The sequence below is a fragment of the Bradyrhizobium sp. AZCC 2230 genome, assembly GCF_036924495.1.
GTDB classification, from domain to species: Bacteria; Pseudomonadota; Alphaproteobacteria; order Rhizobiales; family Xanthobacteraceae; genus Bradyrhizobium; species Bradyrhizobium rifense.
Genome location: NZ_JAZHRS010000001.1, coordinates 5,217,376 through 5,236,428 on the forward strand (window position 1 = coordinate 5,217,376; position 19,053 = coordinate 5,236,428).

Genomic DNA, 19,053 nt, shown 5'->3' on the forward strand with positions numbered 1-19,053 from the left:
GGTGCCGACGGGCTGAAAGGTCGTCTTGAATATCTGAGGAACAGCCGTCATCGCCGAACGCCTTCGCTTGCTCTCAACCCAGTCGGGCGCCGGAGACGGCATCGAACGCCAGGAGGCCTAGATCGACCAGGTCAAGTCCGACCACATCGCCGGCACTATATTGAGCAGCTACATCGGCATCGACGATCAGGCGCATCTCCGACTCCTCGTTTTTGACTGTCACCATCGATTTCGGGCCGAGCGGTTCGATGTCGAAAACTCTGGCCTTGATTGGCGCACGCTCTGGCGGCAGCAATTTCAAATGCTCCGGGCGAATGCCAATCTCGAATGGGCCGCCGGCTTTGGGAAGTGCATTCTGCAGTTTTTTCAATCCGGCGAACGACGCTCCAGCGACCCGGATTGATCCGAGGATTCCGGGTTCATAGAATGCCTTCAGCAGATTGATTTCCGGCGAACCGACAAATCGCGCTACCTCACGGTCCGCTGGATCGTCATACAACGATTGAGCCGTCGCGACCTGCACGACGCGACCAGCCCGCAACATGACGACAGTATCGGCGACCGCCATCGCTTCGGCGAAGTCCGGGGTGGCAAGCAGGGATGTCGCACCAAGGTCGCGTTGCAATCGCTTGAGTTCGGCGCGCAATTCGATCCGTAACATCGCGTCAAGGCTGGACAAAGGCTCATCCAGCAAGAAAAGACCTGGCTTGCGGATCAGCGCCCGTCCCAGCGCCACTCGTTGCCGCTCTCCACCGCTCATGGTCTTAGGGAGGCGATTGAGCACGTGAGCTATCCGCAAAGTGCTCGAGACTTCCGCCACCCGCTGTTCGATCTCTGCCTTCGCCGTGCCGCGAATGGTCAGAGAGCTGGCGATGTTGGCAAATCCCGTCTTGTTCGGGTAAAGGGCGAGATTGTCGAAGATCATCGCGATATCTCGATCCTTCGGCTCGCACTCCGTCACATCGCGCCCGCGCATCAGAACTCGGCCGGCATTCGGTCGATCGACCCCCGCGATCAAGCGAAGTGTGGTGGTCTTGCCAGCACCTGCGGATCCCAGCAGAACCGTCAACGACCCCTCGGGAATCGCAAACCCGAGATCGCAGAGGGCTGCCTTGTCTCCAAAGGCCTTGCAAAGCCCACGGACCTCGAGCGCCGCTGGAGCGAGCATGGAGTCGATGCGCAAGGGCTTCAAACCGGCCTCCCTCAAGATGCAAGCCGGCGGCCAGTTTCGCCGCTGAAGAAGACGAACGATGAAGGGTCAGCCAAGAGGCCGATATCCGCACCTTCCTGGGGCCGCTCGGCGGTAGGGACAACGGCCTTGAGCGAAACGGTGCCGACTTCGACGGTCACAACAGCTTCCGGTCCACGCGGCTCGACAACCGCTACCTTTCCGCAGATCGTGGCGTCGTTGGCACCCGCGAGCGTCAGGGATTCCGGTCTCAAGCCGAGAATGATCGGCTGACCTACGCAATCGGTAACGAACGCCTCGTTTGAAGAAAGGCGGATGAAAAGTCCGTCACGCCCAAAACCCAGCGACGTGCCATCTCCAATGATCTCGCCGCGAAGGAGATTCATCGGTGGTGAGCCCATGAACCCCGCGACGAAGACGTGATCCGGTTTCCTGCAGATCACCGAGGTCCGCTCGATTTGCTGCAGCTTTCCGGCATTCATCACAGCAATTCGGTCCGCCAGGGATAGTGCCTCAATCTGATCGTGGGTCACATAGATGATTGTGAGCCCAATCTCCGACTGCAAACGCCTAAGTTCCCGGCGCATTGCGAGGCGTGCCGATGCCTCCAGGTTCGACAAGGGCTCGTCGAGCAACAGGATGGCCGGCTTGGTTACCAGCGTCCGTCCGATCGCCACTCTCTGCAATTCAGATCCACCCAACTCGGCAGCTGATAGTTTGAGGCTATTCTGCATGCCCAGCAATTCGGCGACATCGTGAACTGCCCGGGCGATCTCGGCCTTGGGTCGACCACGAATCGCCAGACCAAACGCCAGATTTTCGGACACCGTCATGTGGGTGAAGACGGCATAGTCCTGAAACACCAGACCCACATTGCGCTTGCCGGGAGGAACACCGATGACCGAACGGCCGTCGATTCGGATATCGCCCGAGGTTGGCTGCTCCAGGCCAACGATCATATTGAGCGTCGTCGATTTTCCGCAGCCGGAGGGCCCGAGCAGGGCGACGGTTTCGCCGCCGTCGACGGTGAAGTCGATGCCGTCCACAGCCACGAGGGATTCGTCACCGAATAGTTTTCGTAGGTTGACGATTTCAAGCTTCGGAACGGTCATCGCTTCACCGCGCCAAACGTCATCCCCCGCGCCAGATGCGACTGGATGAGCAGGCCGGCCAGAATCAGAGGAACCATCGCGAGAACGGCAAGCGCCGCCTGAACGCCGTAGAGCGTTCCCGCCGTCGCGGTGACGTATCGAGCGAGCTGAACCGGGATCGTCGTCACATTGGAATAGGAAAGGACCAGGGCGAACATGAATTCCGACCAGTTCAAAATAAAGATGAACAAGGTCGTCGCCAGCAGGCCGCCCCGGATCAGTGGAATGGTGACAAAAATATGCGCCATCAGCCGCGACCGCCCGTCAATCATGGCCGCTTCTTCGATTTCGCGAGGGAGGTCATCGACGAAGCTCTTCAGCATCCAAGTCGAAAACGGTAGCGTACCGGCAACGTAGATCGCGATCAGTCCCAAAGACGTATCGATCAATCCAACGTTCGAGTAGATAATGACGAATGGCACCGCAATCGCCGCTGGCGGAAACATCCGTCCCGACAGGATAATCAAAGGCGTCGCCTTTCCCCCATTTGCGTACCGGGATATGCCGATAGCCGCGCAAAGGCCTATCGCCACCGATAGAACCGTTCCGGCAACAGAGGCAAGAAGCGACCCGAACACTGAATTTGTCGCGGCCTGGCTTACGCCGCCAACGCCATAGGCGCGGATCGCATCGGGGTCGAACAGCGTCTTGAAATTGACCAGGGTGGGATGGGATGGAACCCAGATCGCGGGCGAGGCGTTCCAATCCGTCGGCGGCTTGATCGCGGTCATGACGATCCAGAACACAGGAAAAAGACTGACGGTCAATGCACCGAACAATACGAATGCCAGCGGCCAAGTGAGCTTGCGTCCCGTCATCGCCTCGCCTCCAGCAGTTGGTTGCGGATTGGCGCAAGCAACAAGTGGATCAAGCCGAGGGTACCGAGAAGAACGAGAAAGGCAGCCGCGGCTCCGTAGGCAAGTTGAAAATCCGCGAACGCGAGCTTGTAGATGTAGAGGCTAATAGTCTCGGTCGACGTGCCCGGTCCACCGCGCGTCAGCATGAACACCTCGTCGAACAGTTTTACGATCTCCATCGCGCGGATGACAAAAGCGACGATGATGACCGGCTTGAGCATCGGCAGCACGATCCGCCAGAATACCTGACGCGGCGTGGCTCCCAGGATTACCGCGGCACGCACCGGATTTTCCGGTATTGCATTGAGCCCCGACAACAGGATCAGAAAGAACAACGGCGTCCAATGCCAGACTTCCGTGATGATGACCGCCGAGATTGCGAGCGGCGTGCTCCTGAACCATTGCGGCCCTGCCCCTGATCCAAAGACCAGCATCAGCAACTGATTGATCGGGCCGTTCGACTGGAACAGCATCCAGAAGGTATAGCCGACGACAACGGGAAGGATCATCATCGGCGTCAGAAACGCCGAAAACAGAATTGCTTTGCCCCTGAATTCGCGAAGAAACAACACCGCCAACGAGAGGCCCAAGACGAATTCCAGCGCCAAGCAGACCGTCGAGATAAGTAAGGTGCGCACCACCGCCTCAACGAACCGCGTGTCGTAAACCAGCAGTTCCTTGTAATTGTCAAACCCCACGAGCGTCGCCTGCAGTAAAGAGCCGTGGGTTGGCGTCCAGTCGGTGAAGCTCATGTAAAAGGCGACAGCAAGCGGAACGATCAGCACTAATAGCGAGACAATCTGGCCGGGAAGCATCAAAAGCTGTCCAAGCCGGTTGCTAGGCAGGCTGCCGCGCGCAGAGGTAACCTGCTGCACGTCCTCTCGCGCCAGGTCTGAACTACCCGATGATACCCGCAACTCGCTCAAATCGTTCACCGTGTCAGATCCGGATAACGTTCACCGGCGCAAAACGGCACCGGTGAACGTCGTTGATGAAAACTTAGCTCCACTTGCTCGCGCCACTGGCTTTTCTGATGGGCTCGGCGAGATTCTTTGTGAGCGCCAGCCAGGACTGCTTCACCTTGTCCTTGCCGATACGGCGCGTAATGCGGTCAAACGCACGTGAAGCGTCGTCGAGCGCTACCTTCGGCTTCTTGTCTCCGGTCATGCAGGCATGCACCTCCTTGTCGAGTGCGTCCTGGTATTCGAATCCACCGGGCAGACAGAAGTCAGGCACGGTGTTGACCATGTTGTCGTACAGGGTCTGAAGGTATTCCGCCGAATACGCGTCCTTCAACCGCTGCGTGGGCGCCAGCATGTGGTTTTTGCGGTACGGATCGGAATAGCCGCCAAGATACGGAATGGCATCAGCTGAGATGGTCGGCGACGTCATCCACTGGGCGTAAGCGTAGGCAAGTTCGGGATTTGCCGAATACTTGGAGACCGCGTAGCCATAGCCCCAGCAGAACAGACCGGCGTAAAGTAGACTGCCGTCCTTGAGCTTATCGGCCGGCATGACCGTGGCCGCAATTTTGCCTGTCGTGGCCGGTCCCGTCGACGGCGCCTTCGAATATTTGAAGCCCGACGGCCAGACAATGTTCATGAAGCCCTCGCCCCGGCCGAACGAATTGTAGTTCGACGACCAGATGAAGCTGAACGCATCGGGATGGAGATACTGATTGACCGCCAGCATATCTTCCAGGGCGGCCAGACCTTCATCCGAATTGAACGTCGGATTCATATCCTGGTCGAAGTACAGCCGTCCCTTCGAGATCAGCCGCTGCATGAACATCCATTTGACATAGTAGCGCGACCGATATTCAAGACTGCCGTAGAACTTGTTGGCGGGGTCATGCATGAATTGTGCAAGATTGTAGTACTCTCCCCACGTCTTCGGTACGCCAAGCGGATAGCCGAATTTGTCGGCAAACGCTTTCACTTTGGTCGGATTCTTCAGGTGATCGTCCCGGCACAGCAGCGTTATCTGATCACCGTCGTTCAGAAGTCCGGCGACGCGACCGTTATAGAGCTGGGCATGATGACTAGCGGGAAAGACGACTCCCCATTCCTTATCGAAGATCTCGGGGTTGTGCTTCTCGACCCAGTCCGTGAGATCAAAAATGACACCAGAGTCGATCCAGTCCGGATAGGACATCGCCGTCGGCATCATCACGTCGTAGCGGCCGGTCTTGGCAACCGCCTCCTGCATGCCCTTGGTATGAACGACTTCATCGGGCTCCTCGATGAACTCCAGCGTGATGCCAAGCTCGTTCTTCCACTTCTCGACATAGGGCGTCATGTTGCCGATCGAACCGGTCGGGATCAACAACGTCAGCGTCTTCTTGGTTGCCTTCGCGGCCGCTTCCTTGGCGAGCGCCCATGCCCTCTCCTCCGATCCGCCGATGGCAGCGAACGCCTTCGATGCTCCGAGAGGCGACTGCAGCACTGCGTTGGCGACAAACGTCGAGACGCCAAGCATGGTCAGAGAACGCACGAAACTGCGTCGATCGATTTCGCCGGCCTCATACTTTCCAATCGTAGTTTTGATCTCATCAATGTTGCGGTTCATGTCATCCCCTGCCGATAGACTTCCGATGGTGGTTTGCACAAGTTAGTGGCAACATGCTCAAGTCATCACACATCCCGGCGAATGCGCGCATTTGATTATCCCGGCCGAAACACTTTCGGCCGAGCAACAGCGACGCTTCGGACGCCGTGCCGGATCGCTCTCCATCAAACGAAACAAGTTGCTTCCGACAGGCCCTTAGCTCATCTTGTGAAGTCAACGCTAAGCGAAACAACAAGCAGCGAGCAGAGCCATTTTGATTTTAAGATCGGTACCAATCAATTTGTACTCGCCGCCGATTTGCCGGGAAGCACGATCGACGAGATTGATACGGTGGGATTTTCTTGATGTCTAAGACAGCAGTCACCGGATCGTTGATCGGATTTCAATTGGAGGACGGCTCTGTACTTCCAAAGTATCAGCAGATCGCCGATCACCTGCGCGGTGCCATTGAGAGTGGACGCATACCGGCCAGCATTAAGTTGCCATCGACTCGCGTTTTCGCTGAGGAGATCGGCGTATCGCGCAACGTGATCTTGCAGGCTTTCGATCGACTCATCGATGAGGGCTTCTTGTCCAGCCGTATTGGCGACGGGACTTATGTACTGGAGGCCGCCGGCAGGCCTGGTCGGTCGCCACTCGAAAGAAAGACTTCATCAACCGTGGGAGAACGATATCCGTTCAGATCGTTGTCACGCAGGGGCAAGAGCCTTACAGCGTCGGCCACGGATGCTTTCCCGGAACGTCCTACGACATTCATGCCGGACCTTCCGGATCTGCGCGAGTTTCCGATCAAAACCTGGCTACGCCTGCTAAACGAGACGTCGGGGCGGCTTCGCGGTGAGATTCTCGCCGATACATCCAATGCCGGCTACGAGCCCCTGCGACGGGCTATTGCGCGGCATCTCAACATCTTCCGCGGTATGACCTGCACTTCTGAGCAGATCATTATCACCACGGGTTCCCAGCAGAGTCTTGATCTGGTCAGCCGCATGCTGTTCGACCCCGGCGATCCGGTTTGGCTCGAAGAACCCGGTTATGTCGGCACCCGCTCGATATTTAGGGCCAATGGCGCTTCGCTGTGTCCTGTCGAGGTCGATGACCAAGGCCTCTGCGTCGATGAGGCACTTGCAAGACACCCTTCGCCGCGCCTGATTTTTACATCGTCTTCGCGACACTATCCCTTGGGGGCAACGCTTTCGCTCCAGCGACGCTCTTCCCTCATCGAACTTGCGAGCCGTTGCGGCGCCTGGATCGTCGAAGATGATTACGATAACGAATTTCGTTATGTCGGTCACACCCCAACCTCGATTCACGGGCTGGACATTGGACAACGCACCATCCATCTGGGGACGTTCTCGAAGATTCTTCTTCCGTCATTCCGCTTAGGCTATGTCGTCGTGCCGCCCGACCTCGCCGAACCCTTTGCCAAGGCGCGGGCCGTGGTCGATCGCCACGCCTCGCTCATTGAGCAAATGGTGCTTTCGGAATTCATGCACCGTGGTCTGTTCGTCGCCCATATCCGACGGATGCGGAGCCTTTATAGAGCGCGCCAGGTTAGGCTGATTGGTGGACTAAGCGATATTTTCGAGAATAGGCTTCGTCTTTCTTCAACCGACACCGGCATGCACGTCATCATACCGCTCGACCAGGCCGCTGACGATCAGGAGATCGCGCGCAAAGCTATGGACTATGGCGTAGTGCTCCGTCCGTTGTCACCCTACTACGCAGGTCGAACGAAGCGTCAGGGGCTTCTGCTTGGCTTTTCAGCTTACAACGTCGACGAAATTGAACAGGGGCTCGCGCGCCTGTCCAAACTAAGAACGACAATAAATCCCGTGCTTGCGACTCAATAATGAGCTCGGCACCAATTGGCCCCGTTCATTTTTTGTAAATGGCTCCAAGGGGCGGACCTTGTTTTGGGTATATCAATTTCGCGGGAATCGGCCCGTGATGGTGGTGTAGAGCAACATGAATGCCAGCGATGAGACTTCCAAGCCCGTGGAACCACCGAGCGAGCGGACACGACTGAAGAGGTATCATTGGTTAGCCAAGTACGACCGAGATACGATCAATGCGATTATCGACGCTGGTATCGTCTGCCAGATCGGGTATGTGATCGATTCGATGCCGTATGTGACGCCGACCAATCACTGGCGTATTGATGACTATATTTATTGGCACGGCTCCTCTGCCAGTCGGATGCTAAAAACGCATCAGGAAGGCATTCCAGTCTGTTTTAGCGTCACGCATTTGGATGGGATTGTCTTCTCCCGCGCGGCATTCAACCACAACGTCAATTTCCGTTCAGTGATGGCGTTCGGGAAGGCTGAATTCTGTGAGGACAAGGTCAAGCGTCATGCGCTCGAGGTCTTTACCGACAGGCTGGCACCTGGTCTTTGGGACTATGCCCGCAAGCCGGCCGAGCAGGAATGGAAGGCGACCAAGCTCATCCGAATGAAGCTAGACGAGGTATCGGCCAAGGTCAGCGACGGCCTTCCCGATGAGGAGCCGGAGGATTACGCCTCCGATCAGTGGGCCGGATCAGTCGGGCTGCGGCTGGTACAGCTTCCGCCGGTTCCCGATCCGAAGCTGCGGGACGGCATCGAAATGCCAAGCTTCGTCAAGAACTTTCGCTATCTAAAATAAGCCCTGCCTTTTGGGCAAATGATCAAAGGCAAACTCCCACAATCCGCTAGCTATGCGAATCGAGCCAACTTGAGAACGGCGTGAGCCACTTTCACGCCAGTCCGGGTGATCCATACTTGAAGACCAACGCCCTACGACAGCAGAACGGGTTGGCGTCTCGGGGTTGATTTAGGCCGTCCCTTTGGCGTCCGCTCAAGCAGTCGTTTTAGGAATCTTACGACTGCCGGTGACGACCGGCACCAGCGATTCATGGCATCACGAAGTCACGCCCCTCCCTGGAGTTCAACTAGCCGGCACAACCATGCATCGAATCTTCCAAAGGTTTGTGGACCGACTATCAAGCTCTCCAAGTCCAGATGTTCTTCACCAAATCATGGACGAGGCTGCGACGGCGCTTGGCCTTTCGTGTTTCGCATACCTTTCAGTGCCGCAGCGCCCAAGCGCCGAGGCGCACCTCATTTCAAACTATCCCTCAGCTTGGACCGCCCAGGCTTGATCGCGGTCCCTGATTAAGTAACGAGGGATTTGCTCCCAGCCGCAGACTTCCGTGAGCTGATTGGCGATCCATTCGGCCGTCGGGTGCGCGGTCACCCCAAACCACAGTATCTGCCGCCGGCCATGACCCATGATCAGCAAACCATAGAGCAGCCGGAACGAGATTGTTGGCACGACGAACAGGTCGATTGCGACAATGCCATCCGCATGGTTGCGAAGGAACGTCTTCCACCCCTGCGAGGGAGGGCCCCTCCTCCGCGCCATATATTTGGCGACGCTGGTCTGGCCGATCTCGATGCCGAGCTTGAGAAGCTCTCCATGGATTCTCGGCGCTCCCCACAACGGGTTGGCGATGCTCATCTCGCGGATCAGCCGGCGAATTTCCAACGGTACAGTCGGTCGACCGCAGCGGTGCCGCGATTTCCAGCGCCAATACAATCTGAAACCAGCACGGTGCCAACGGATCACGGTGTCCGGCTTCACAATCGTCAGCGCCTTGATGGTATTCGGCACCAAACGATACAACGCAACAAAGATCAGGCGATCCATCGCCCTGAAGGCCACTCTCTTCGGCAGGTGCCGTCGCTGGATGTTAAGTTGATGACGAAGGATCAGGATCTCAGCTTCCAACGAGACCCGCGACCGGAACAATAAGACCAGCACCGACCAGACTAGGCTGCAAGCTTCTCTCATGAGACAGAAGCATTGCGCGATTCGGCCTCACGTGCCAGCCGGATTAGATTTCCGGCAGGGACAGGCGTCTGCAACGGCCATATGCGAATCGCTCAATCCTCCCGGAATGGCGGGCCACGCGCCGCATTCGCCAATCCGCATCAGCGAGCCACCTGCGAGCATACGCGCAGCTTTGATATGGACGTTCTGCTGAAGGATGTTGCCGGCAAAATGGAACAGAGATTGCTTTCGTCGAAAGCCATTGAAGAGGCGATGCGTGCTTGGAAGGAGGAGCGGAAGAGCGATCAGCGAAAGAACAGCGAACGCTCTAACCTAGAGCGTCGACGCCATGTGTTGAATACTGAGATAGAGCGCTTGTCATATGCGATCGCAAACAGCCGTCGTAAGCCGGATGAGTTGCTGAAACGGATAGATGAATGCGACGTGGAGCGGGAAACTGTCGAAGAGCAATTGCGGTTGCTCGGCAATGGCGGCGAAAACGTGATCCCTTTCGATCATCCGAATTTCGGGGACCGATACCGCTCGGAGGCTAAGAGACTGGTCACCGCGCTCAAGATAAATCCGAAGGCGATCGAAACCCGCATCGCTTTCCGCAACTTGGTTGATTGCATCATAGTGCATCCGGTGCGCAAGCGGAAGCCTTACGAATATACACCGTACCTCAACGCCGCTGCCCTTTTCAGCATGAAACTTTTCTCAGAAAATCGCGCCAAAACGGGGAAGATCAGCACGTCTGGCTACTACGACAACGTCCAGTCAGAGAAATCCGTGTCCTCGTAGTAGACGCGGACTTGCATGTGGTGGCGGCCGTCGCGGATCTGGCCGTCGAGATGAGCTGTCACGTCGCGAGCCTCTTCGCTTGTCGCTAACGGCCCCGTTTTGCGCAAAAACGGCCGGCCGCGCAAGCCGGCTAGGACACGGTTGCCACCGGCGCCCGCCCCAGCGTCACCTCGACGATCTCCGGGGGCACACCGACGCGGACCGGCATGATGCTGCAACCAAGACCACCGGAGATGATGACGTCGCACTTCAGCCGCAGATGGCCGTAGACGAGCGGAACTCCGTGCTGCGGCGGAAGCGCCGGCGACCAGCCGAACAGACGGACCTGGCCGCCATGGGTGTGGCCGGACAACTGGAGCGCGACACGCGCGGGCACGCGCGGCGCGATATAGGGCTCATGCGCGAGTAGGATGACTGGCGCATCATCGCTGACCTTTGCGAGCGTCGCGGTGAGATCGTCGGCGCCGAAGCGCTGGGCGCGGCCGTAGCGCTGCGACGGCGCATAGGCGAGTTGATCGCCGAGGCCGGCGAGCCAGAACGGGCGACCATTCCTGGTGAGACGCACAGTGTCGTTCTCGTAGACGGGAATACCAGCCGCTTCCAGCGCACGATGGGCGACCGTCGGCCCGCGCCCGGCACGCTGCACGACCTTGTCGTCCCAATAGTCGTGGTTGCCCATGACGGCATGAACACCGAGCGGCGCCTTGAGGCCGGTCAGCACCCTCGCCCATTCGTTGGCCGGGATGATGCGCGTGACATGGTGATGACCGGCGACATAGTCGCCGAGCAGCACGATGAGGTCGGCATTCAGCGCGTTGGTGCGATCGACGATGGCCTCGATCCGGTCCAGCGACATCCAGGGATCGCAGGCATGGATGTCGGCGATGACGGCGATCTTCAGCGGAAAATCCGCTGGCCATTGTCGCGGCATTGGATGATAGCGAGTCACGCGCAGCCGCAACACCGGCTCGACGCCAACGCCGTAAGCCGCGGTCGAGACGCCGAGGGCGGAGAGGCCGCCGATGGAACGGATGAGATGACGCCGATTGATCATGGAAGTCCGCTTCTGATGCACTTCCTCGATGCGGCCGGATTTGAGCGGAATTGCGGTGCGCTTGTGCAGATCATCTGCAAAGAGATTACCGGAAGTTCATGACAGCAGGGCAATGCGCGCCGGCGCAGATCACTCGTCGCTTTCGTCCGTGCCGAACAGGCCGAACTGCGCCGCCGCATCGCGCGACGGCTCGGCGATGCCGAGATGACGAAACGCATGCGATGTGAGCAGCCGGCCGCGCGGGGTGCGCTGGAGATAGCCGCACTGAATGAGATAGGGCTCGATGATGTCCTCGATCGCATCGCGCGGCTCAGACAATGCTGCCGCCATCGTCTCGACGCCGACCGGGCCGCCACCATAATTCATCGCGATGGTCGTGAGGTAGCGGCGGTCCATGGCATCTAAGCCGGCGGCATCGACCTCGAGCGCGCTCAGCGCGTGGTCGGCGATCTTGCGGTCGATCGAGGCGGCATCGGCAGCCGAGGCAAAATCGCGCACGCGGCGCAACAGGCGGCCGGCAATGCGCGGCGTGCCGCGGGCGCGGCGCGCGATCTCGTTGGCACCGTCGGCGCTCATGCCGACATTGAGCACGCGCGCGCCGCGGGTGACGATGCTCTCCAGCTCCTCGATCGTATAGAAGTTGAGGCGCACCGGAATGCCGAAGCGATCGCGCAGGGGATTGGTCAGAAGGCCTGCGCGCGTGGTGGCGCCGACGAGGGTGAATTTCGACAGCTCGATCTTGACCGAACGCGCCGCCGGGCCCTCGCCGATGATGAGGTCGAGCTGAAAATCCTCCATTGCGGGATAGAGCACCTCTTCCACCGCGGGGCTGAGGCGATGGATCTCGTCGATGAAGAGCACATCGCGCTCTTCGAGGTTGGTGAGCAGTGCGGCGAGGTCGCCCGCCTTGGCGATCACCGGACCAGACGTCGCGCGAAAACCGACACCGAGCTCCTTCGCGACGATCTGCGCCAGCGTGGTCTTGCCGAGGCCGGGCGGACCGACGAACAGCACGTGATCCAGCGCCTCGCCGCGCTTGCGCGCCGCCTCGATGAAGATCGAGAGATTCTTGCGCGCCTGTTGCTGGCCGACGAAGTCGGACAGCGATTGCGGACGCAGCGCGGTGTCGCCGACATCGTCGCTGCGGCGCTCGGGCGTGACCATGCGGTTGGCCTTGGGATCGCTCACTTCGCGAGCTCCTTCAGGCCGAGGCGGATGAGCTGCGCCGTTTCGGCTTTCTCACCCGCGCTGCGCGAGGCCGAGGCGATGGCCGCGGCGGCCTGCGGCTGGCCGTAGCCGAGATTGACCAGCGCAGAGATCGCGTCCGCGACCGGTCGCGGCGCGCGCTGCTCATCGACAGCGCCGGCGAGATGCACGATGGCGGGATCGACATTGGCGAAGGCCGGCGCCTTGTCCTTCAACTCGGTGACGATGCGCTCGGCCACCTTGGGCCCGACGCCGGGGGTGCGCGCCACAGCAGCCTTGTCGCGCAAGGCAATTGCATTGGCGAGATCGTTCGGCGCGAGCGTGCCGAGCACAGCGAGCGCGACCTTGGCACCGACGCCCTGCACGGTCTGGAGCAGGCGAAACCATTCGCGCTCCTGGTCGGTGCGGAAGCCGAACAGTTTGATTTGATCCTCACGGACATAGGTCTCGATCGAGAGCACCGCTGCTTCACCCGGCGAAGGCAGATGCTGCAGCGTCCGCGCCGAGCAATGCACCTGATAGCCGACGCCGCCGACGTCGAGGAGCACATAATCCTCGCCGTAGGAATCGATCAGGCCCTTGAGCTTGCCGATCATAGTCCCACCACCTTCAGCCTGAGCGCCGTGCTCTGGCGGTGATGGGCATGGGTGATTGCGATGGCGAGCGCGTCCGCGGCGTCGGCCGACGGCGGCTCGGCCTTGGGCAGCAATATCTTCAGCATCATCGCGATCTGTTGCTTGTCGGCGTGGCCGGCGCCGACCACCGTCTTCTTCACCTGGTTCGGCGCGTATTCGGCGACAGAGATGCCGAACATAGCAGGCGCCAGCATGGCGACGCCGCGGGCCTGGCCGAGCTTCAGCGTCGCGACGCCGTCCTTGTTCACGAAGGTCTGCTCGACCGCGGCTTCCATCGGCGTGTGATGGGAGAGAACCGCCGTGAGCCCCTCATGGATCGCCAGCAGCCGGCTCGCCAGCGGCAAATCGTCCGGCGGTTCCACCGAACCGCAGGCAATATAGATCAGGCGATTGCCGTCGGCCTCGATCACGCCCCAGCCGGTGCGGCGCAGGCCGGGGTCGATGCCGATGATGCGAACGGGTTGGCGAATCGGGAGCGCGGTCATGGGCCAGTGATAGCGGTTGGCCCATGATAGCGAAACAGAAACAGAACAGAAGTCCCCGGAGAAAGGAGGGCCCGTGCCCTACCCGCCCATCTTCGCGACCAGCGCGTCCGAAATCTCGAAATTGGCGTAGACGTTCTGGACGTCGTCGTGCTCGTTAAGCAGGTCCATCAGCTTCAGCAGCTTCTCGCCGGTCTCGTCGTCGACCGCGACCGTGTTCTGCGGCTTCCAGATCAGCGCGGCCTTGCGCGGCTCGCCGAACTTGGCTTCCAGCGCCTTGGCGACGTCGCGATAGCCTTCGGTCGAGGCGTAGATCTCGTGGCCGCCTTCGCCCGAGACCACGTCGTCGGCGCCGGCCTCGATCGCGGCATCGAGCACCGCATCGTCATCGGCGACGCTGCGGTCGTATTCGATGATGCCGGTGCGGTCGAACATGAAGGACACCGAGCCGGTTTCGCCGAGATTGCCGCCGGATTTGGTGAAGAAGGAGCGGATGTCGGAGGCGGCGCGGTTGCGGTTGTCGGTCAGGGCCTCGACGATGACGGCGACGCCGCCGGGGCCATAGCCCTCGTAGCGGATCTCGTCATAGTTCTCGCCCTCGTTGCCGAGCGCCTTCTTGATGGCGCGCTCGATATTGTCCTTCGGCATGTTCTCCTGCCGCGCCGCGATGATGGCCGCGCGCAGGCGTGGGTTCATGTTGGGATCGGGCGTGCCGAGCTTGGCCGCGACAGTGATTTCCCGCGCCAGCTTGCCGAACAGCTTCGACTTCTGGGCATCCTGGCGCCCCTTGCGGTGCATGATGTTCTTGAATTGGGAATGTCCGGCCATGCGTGATCTTCTCTAGGAATCGTGCGCCAAAGGTGAGCGTCGGGAAGCGCGGCCTTATAGGCCGCTAACCCACCGGAATGAAAGAGCCTCTCGTACTCAGAGGTAATACAGTAGTCGCCCGTGCCCAGAAGTCAGGCATCGTTAACCCTGATTTCATCCCAGCCTGCGAAAATAGCGTCCACCCGTCTCCCGACAAGAGTGACCTGATGGCGTTCGCATTATTTCGGAAGCGCCTGCCGGACGTCGCCGCACCAGCGGCAGCCCCGCAGGCCGCACAGCCCGCGCCCGCTCCCGCCACCGAGGTCGATTCGGCCCGGGAAATCCTGGAACTGCTGGAACTCGAACTCGGCGCCATGATCCGCCAGCTCGAGCGCGCTGCCAATTCGGTGGCGGGCGGCGCCGAGGCGACCGCGGCAACGCTTGCGGATATCCGCCAGCGCACCGACGCGCTGACCGGGCGGACCAATGCCGCCCAGTCGAACGCCTCGGGCTTTGCCCATGCCGCAGACAAGTTCACCCAATCCGCCCACGGCATCGGCGCGCAGGTCCGCGAGGCCGGCAAGCTCGCCGACGAGGCCAGCGCCGCCGCGCAGGAGGCGCGCGCCAATGTCGACCGCCTGCGTGAATCCTCCGCGGCGATCGGCAACGTTGTCAATCTGATCGCCCAGATCGCGCGGCAGACCACGCTGCTCGCACTCAACTCCACCATCGAGGCCGCACGCGCCGGCGCCGCCGGCAGGGGCTTTGCCGTCGTTGCCACCGAGGTCAAGGCACTCGCGGTACAGACCCAGGGCGCCACCGAGGAGATCTCCAGAAAGATCGACGCGCTCCAGCGCGACGCCGCAGGTTCCGCGGACGCGGTGCACCGGATCTCGCAGGCGATCGAGGCGATCCGCCCGGTGTTCGACACCGTCAATGGCGCGGTCGCCGAGCAGAACGCCACCACCAGCGAGGTCTCCGGCAACGCGGCCAGCGCATCGCAGTTCATCATCTCGGTCGGCGAAAGCGCGGCCGAGATCGACGCCGCGACCAAGGCCGCCGAGACCCATGGCGAGAACGTCGCCAGCGCCGGCAAGGCCGTGACGACCTTTGCCCAGAAGCTGAAATCACGCTGCGCGGTGCTGCTGCGCCAGAGCGAGCACGACGATCGCCGCAAGACCGAACGGTTGCCCTGTCATCTCAAATTCGAAACCCCGCGCGGCGCGCTGCCGGTCTACGAGATCGCGATGGACGGCGTCTTGATCGGCGGTGCGGAAGTAGGCCGGCTCGCGCCGCAGGCGATCATCGACGGCAGCCTCGAAGACGTCGGCGCCTGCCGCCTGCGCGTGGTCGAGCAGTCCAAGGCCGGCGCCCGCGCGCAATTCGTCAGCCCCAATGCCGCGCAACGCGAGAAGATCGAAGACAAGCTCTGGTCGATCCACGAGGAGAACACGGAGTTCGTCACCCGCGCGATGGAGGCGGGCAACGCACTCACCAAGCTGTTCGAGCAGGCGATTGCGCGCGGCGAGGTCAAGATCGATGACCTCTTCGACACCGACTACGCCGAGATCGCCGGCACCAATCCGCAGCAATACCGCACAAAATATCTGGACTGGGCCGACCGCACATTGTCGCCCTTCCAGGAAACCTTCCTCGCCAAGGAAACGCGCATGGCGTTCTGCGCCATGGTCGACCGCAATGGCTTCCTGCCGGTCCACAACAAGATCTATTCGCATCCGCAGCGGCCGGGCGACACCGCCTGGAACATGGCCAATTGCCGCAACCGCCGCATCTTCAACGATCCGGCGGGGTTGGCTGCGGCGCACAATTTGCGCTCGTACCTGATCCAGAGCTATGCGCGCGACATGGGCAACGGCAACACCGTGATGATGCGCGAGATCGACGTGCCGATCCGCGTGCAGGGCCGGCACTGGGGCGGGTTCAGAACGGCCTACAAGCTGTAGTGCACGCTCAGGCAAGACGGCAGCCGCGAATCACGTCTTTAAGTGAGGCTGGAATGGGAATGCCGCGGAGGGCCGGCGAACGGCTCCGACTGGAGAAAGCCCGTAAATGTCCCTTGCCCAGCTTGCCGTCATGGACACTGGATCCAACCGGACGCTCGCCGAACGCCTGATCGACCAGCTTGCCGACCGCATCGGCGGCCTCGGCGTCGAGCTCGCTGACATCGCCGGCAATGTCCAGGAGGTCGCCAACCGCGTCGCCAACCAGTCGGAGCGGTTCCATCACCTGCAGAAGACGGCTGAGACCATGGTCTCGGCCAACCACGACATCGCCAACGCCTCGCAGGCCGTGCAGTCGACGACATCGGCAGCGGTCGGCGAGATCGCGCAGTCGCGCGGTGCGGTCGACACCGCGGTCAGCCATATCTCCGAGCTCGTCGCAGCGGTGGAGCGGATCGAGGCGCGCTTGAGCGCCGTCGGCGCGGCGCTGGCGCAGGTGGCAAAAGTCTCCGGCTCGATCGAGGCGATCGCCAAGCAGACCAATCTGCTCGCGCTGAACGCAACGATCGAGGCCGCGCGCGCCGGCAATGCCGGACGCGGGTTTGCCGTGGTCGCAAGCGAGGTCAAGAACCTTGCGGAGGCGACCCGGCAGGCCACCCACCAGATCTCCGACACCGTGCGCGATCTCGACGGCCAGATCGAAGGCCTGATCGGCGAGAGCAGCGATGCATCCCAGCGCGCGAAGACCGCCGGCGAAGGCGCCCAGCAGATCTCCGGCATCATCTCGCGCGTCCAGCAGGGCTTTGCCTCGGTGGAGGCCGAGATCGACAGCGTCACGCGCGCGGCGACCTCCAATCTCGGCCATTGCGACACCGTCATCTCCGAGCTCAACGAGCTCGCCAAGGGCGTCGACCTGTCCTCGCGCGACCTCAAGAACGCCGACCAGCGCGTGACAAAGCTGCTCGACACCTCCGAGGGGCTGATCGCGCTGATCGCCGACAGCGGCGTGGAGACGTCGGATGCGCCGCTGATCCGCCTCGTCGTCGACACCACCGGGCGGATCACGGCCGAGTTCGAGGCCGCGGTCGATCGCGGCGAGATCACGCTCGACCAGCTCATGGACGAGAACTACCGGGAGATCGCCGGCACCGATCCCAAGCAATATCTCACCAGATATGTCGAGTTCACCGATCGCGTGCTGCCGGCGATCCAGGACCCGATCCAGAAATCCGATCCGCGCATCGTGTTCTGCGTCGCCTGGGCGCGAGGCGGCTATCTGCCGACGCACAATCCGAACTACCGGCTGCCGCAGGGCAAGGACCCGGTCTGGAACAACGCCAATTGCCGCAACCGCCGCCTGTTCACCGATCGCGCGGTGAAGAAGGTCGCGGCCAACACAAAACCCTTCCTGCTGCAGACCTATCGCCGTGATATGGGCGGCGGGCAGTTCGTGCTGATGAAGGACCTGTCCTCACCGATCATGGTCCGCGGCAAGCACTGGGGCGCCTTCCGGATGGGTTTTCGGCAAGGCTGAATCAAGAACCTCGAAAACAACCCCATGCACAGTAGCCGGGGTGCGCGGAATCAATGGCTTGCGCCGGCATGCCACAACACAACTTGACTCGTCGGGCAAAACAGGCGCACAATACTATTATTCCGAAATCGCCATGCACTCCTCTTCCTTCTCCCCTTGCGGGAGAAGGTGGCATAGGCCGCTGCAATTGATCGCACCAGAAATGCCCGTGTTCGTCGCCCGACTTTCCTGATTGCACGAGTTTCGTCTTCGCACGGTTTTGCGTATTCGCACGATCGTCTGCGGCGATCGATGACGCGCATGACGAAAATGCGTCAGAAAATGACGCTTATCATATCAATTAACTCAAAGCACCACAGCGATCGCAGCACAAATTCGTGAACGTCATGGCCTGATGCTCGGGCAACGCAAATATGCATCGCCAGAGATTTCGGCGCTTCATCGTTTCACGCCGGTATGATTATTGTCGCGCGCGAGTTCGCCAACTAGATCGCCGTAAGCGATCCGTCGAGCAAGGGGATGCATATGGCAACAACTCTCACCATCAATGGCGAAACCAAATCCTTCGACGCGCCGCCCGAAATGCCGCTGCTGTGGGTGCTGCGCGACATCCTCGGAATGACCGGCACCAAGTTCGGCTGCGGCATCGCCCAATGCGGCGCCTGCACGGTGCATGTCGACGGCAAGGCGGTGCGCTCCTGCGTGCTCCCGATCAGCGCGGTCGAGAACCGCGCCATCACCACCATCGAGCATGTCGGCAGCACGCCGTCAGGCGCGAAGGTGCAGAAGGCCTGGCTCGATGCCGAGGTGATCCAGTGCGGCTATTGCCAGTCCGGCCAGATCATGTCGGCCGCAGCACTTCTGGCAACAACGCCCAATCCTGACGATGCCGACATCGACGCCGCGATGGCCGGCAACATCTGCCGCTGCGGCACCTATGTGCGCATCCGCGAGGCCATCAAGCTCGCCGCTTCCGGCCGTCAGTCGTGAGGTCC

Annotated in this window: 17 protein-coding genes and 1 pseudogene; 6 read left to right on the forward strand and 12 right to left on the reverse strand. The window is 60.7% G+C overall.

Annotation, left to right across the window (positions count from 1 at the left end; translation table 11 throughout):
• Positions 1–73: 73 nt before the first annotated feature.
• The 5 genes from V1280_RS25075 to V1280_RS25095 all read right to left on the reverse strand — a co-directional run bounded on the left by V1280_RS25075 (position 74) and on the right by V1280_RS25095 (position 5,765).
• Positions 74–1,192: an ABC transporter ATP-binding protein gene (locus V1280_RS25075; protein ID WP_334530274.1), complete on the reverse strand. Its 1,119-nt coding sequence runs from the start codon at positions 1,190–1,192 to the stop codon at positions 74–76.
• Between the two features lie 11 nt (positions 1,193–1,203).
• Positions 1,204–2,301: an ABC transporter ATP-binding protein gene (locus tag V1280_RS25080; protein ID WP_334530276.1), complete on the reverse strand. Its 1,098-nt coding sequence runs from the start codon at positions 2,299–2,301 to the stop codon at positions 1,204–1,206.
• Positions 2,298–3,158, reverse strand: a complete 861-nt coding sequence (locus tag V1280_RS25085; RefSeq protein ID WP_334530279.1) for a carbohydrate ABC transporter permease — start codon at positions 3,156–3,158, stop codon at positions 2,298–2,300. The genes V1280_RS25080 and V1280_RS25085 overlap by 4 nt, the downstream gene beginning before the upstream one ends.
• The gene (locus tag V1280_RS25090; RefSeq protein WP_334530282.1) at positions 3,155–4,132 is read right to left on the reverse strand and encodes a carbohydrate ABC transporter permease; all 978 of its coding nucleotides are present in this window, start codon (positions 4,130–4,132) and stop codon (positions 3,155–3,157) included. Before V1280_RS25090 ends, V1280_RS25085 begins: the two co-directional genes overlap by 4 nt.
• Before the next feature lie 64 nt (positions 4,133–4,196).
• The gene (locus V1280_RS25095; protein WP_334530284.1) at positions 4,197–5,765 is read right to left on the reverse strand and encodes an ABC transporter substrate-binding protein; all 1,569 of its coding nucleotides are present in this window, start codon (positions 5,763–5,765) and stop codon (positions 4,197–4,199) included.
• Between the two features lie 344 nt (positions 5,766–6,109).
• Here V1280_RS25095 and pdxR point away from each other — a divergent pair, with 344 nt between their 5' ends.
• Complete coding sequence (gene pdxR / locus V1280_RS25100; protein WP_334530287.1) at positions 6,110–7,618, forward strand: MocR-like pyridoxine biosynthesis transcription factor PdxR; 1,509 nt, start codon at positions 6,110–6,112, stop codon at positions 7,616–7,618.
• 115 nt (positions 7,619–7,733) lie between these two features.
• On the forward strand, positions 7,734–8,411 hold the full coding sequence (locus V1280_RS25105) for a pyridoxamine 5'-phosphate oxidase family protein (RefSeq protein WP_334530290.1): 678 nt from the start codon (positions 7,734–7,736) through the stop codon (positions 8,409–8,411).
• Positions 8,412–8,876: 465 nt separating this feature from the next.
• On the opposite strand, the gene V1280_RS25110 is transcribed toward V1280_RS25105, so the two are convergent.
• On the reverse strand, positions 8,877–9,536 hold the full coding sequence (locus tag V1280_RS25110) for a hypothetical protein (RefSeq protein ID WP_334530293.1): 660 nt from the start codon (positions 9,534–9,536) through the stop codon (positions 8,877–8,879).
• Positions 9,537–9,776: 240 nt separating this feature from the next.
• On the opposite strand from V1280_RS25110, the gene V1280_RS25115 reads away from it, so the two are divergent.
• Complete coding sequence (locus tag V1280_RS25115; RefSeq protein ID WP_334530296.1) at positions 9,777–10,379, forward strand: hypothetical protein; 603 nt, start codon at positions 9,777–9,779, stop codon at positions 10,377–10,379.
• On the opposite strand, the pseudogene V1280_RS25120 reads toward V1280_RS25115, so the two are convergent.
• From V1280_RS25120 to V1280_RS25145, 6 genes and pseudogenes are all read right to left on the reverse strand, one after another.
• Positions 10,358–10,441, reverse strand: a pseudogene (locus V1280_RS25120) (acyl-CoA thioester hydrolase); the annotation flags it as partial. The gene V1280_RS25115 and the pseudogene V1280_RS25120 sit on opposite strands and share 22 nt — an antisense overlap.
• A gap of 68 nt (positions 10,442–10,509) precedes the next feature.
• Positions 10,510–11,433, reverse strand: coding sequence for a metallophosphoesterase (locus V1280_RS25125; RefSeq protein WP_334530298.1), 924 nt, complete (start codon positions 11,431–11,433; stop codon positions 10,510–10,512).
• A 129-nt stretch (positions 11,434–11,562) separates the two neighbouring features.
• The gene (gene ruvB, locus V1280_RS25130; protein ID WP_148772075.1) at positions 11,563–12,621 is read right to left on the reverse strand and encodes a Holliday junction branch migration DNA helicase RuvB; all 1,059 of its coding nucleotides are present in this window, start codon (positions 12,619–12,621) and stop codon (positions 11,563–11,565) included.
• On the reverse strand, positions 12,618–13,235 hold the full coding sequence (ruvA, locus tag V1280_RS25135) for a Holliday junction branch migration protein RuvA (RefSeq protein WP_334530302.1): 618 nt from the start codon (positions 13,233–13,235) through the stop codon (positions 12,618–12,620). The genes ruvB and ruvA overlap by 4 nt, the downstream gene beginning before the upstream one ends.
• Positions 13,232–13,759 (reverse strand): crossover junction endodeoxyribonuclease RuvC, encoded by a 528-nt coding sequence (gene ruvC / locus V1280_RS25140; RefSeq protein WP_334530304.1) that lies wholly within the window; start codon positions 13,757–13,759, stop codon positions 13,232–13,234. Before ruvC ends, ruvA begins: the two co-directional genes overlap by 4 nt.
• A 78-nt stretch (positions 13,760–13,837) precedes the next feature.
• Positions 13,838–14,584, reverse strand: a complete 747-nt coding sequence (locus tag V1280_RS25145; protein WP_148772078.1) for a YebC/PmpR family DNA-binding transcriptional regulator — start codon at positions 14,582–14,584, stop codon at positions 13,838–13,840.
• Positions 14,585–14,790: 206 nt separating this feature from the next.
• Between V1280_RS25145 and V1280_RS25150 the strand changes: the two genes are divergently transcribed.
• From V1280_RS25150 to V1280_RS25160, 3 genes are all read left to right on the forward strand, one after another.
• Positions 14,791–16,527 (forward strand): methyl-accepting chemotaxis protein, encoded by a 1,737-nt coding sequence (locus V1280_RS25150; protein ID WP_334530312.1) that lies wholly within the window; start codon positions 14,791–14,793, stop codon positions 16,525–16,527.
• A 106-nt stretch (positions 16,528–16,633) separates the two neighbouring features.
• On the forward strand, positions 16,634–18,058 hold the full coding sequence (locus V1280_RS25155) for a methyl-accepting chemotaxis protein (RefSeq protein WP_334530315.1): 1,425 nt from the start codon (positions 16,634–16,636) through the stop codon (positions 18,056–18,058).
• Between the two features lie 525 nt (positions 18,059–18,583).
• Positions 18,584–19,048 (forward strand): (2Fe-2S)-binding protein, encoded by a 465-nt coding sequence (locus tag V1280_RS25160; protein WP_334530318.1) that lies wholly within the window; start codon positions 18,584–18,586, stop codon positions 19,046–19,048.
• Positions 19,049–19,053: the final 5 nt, after the last annotated feature.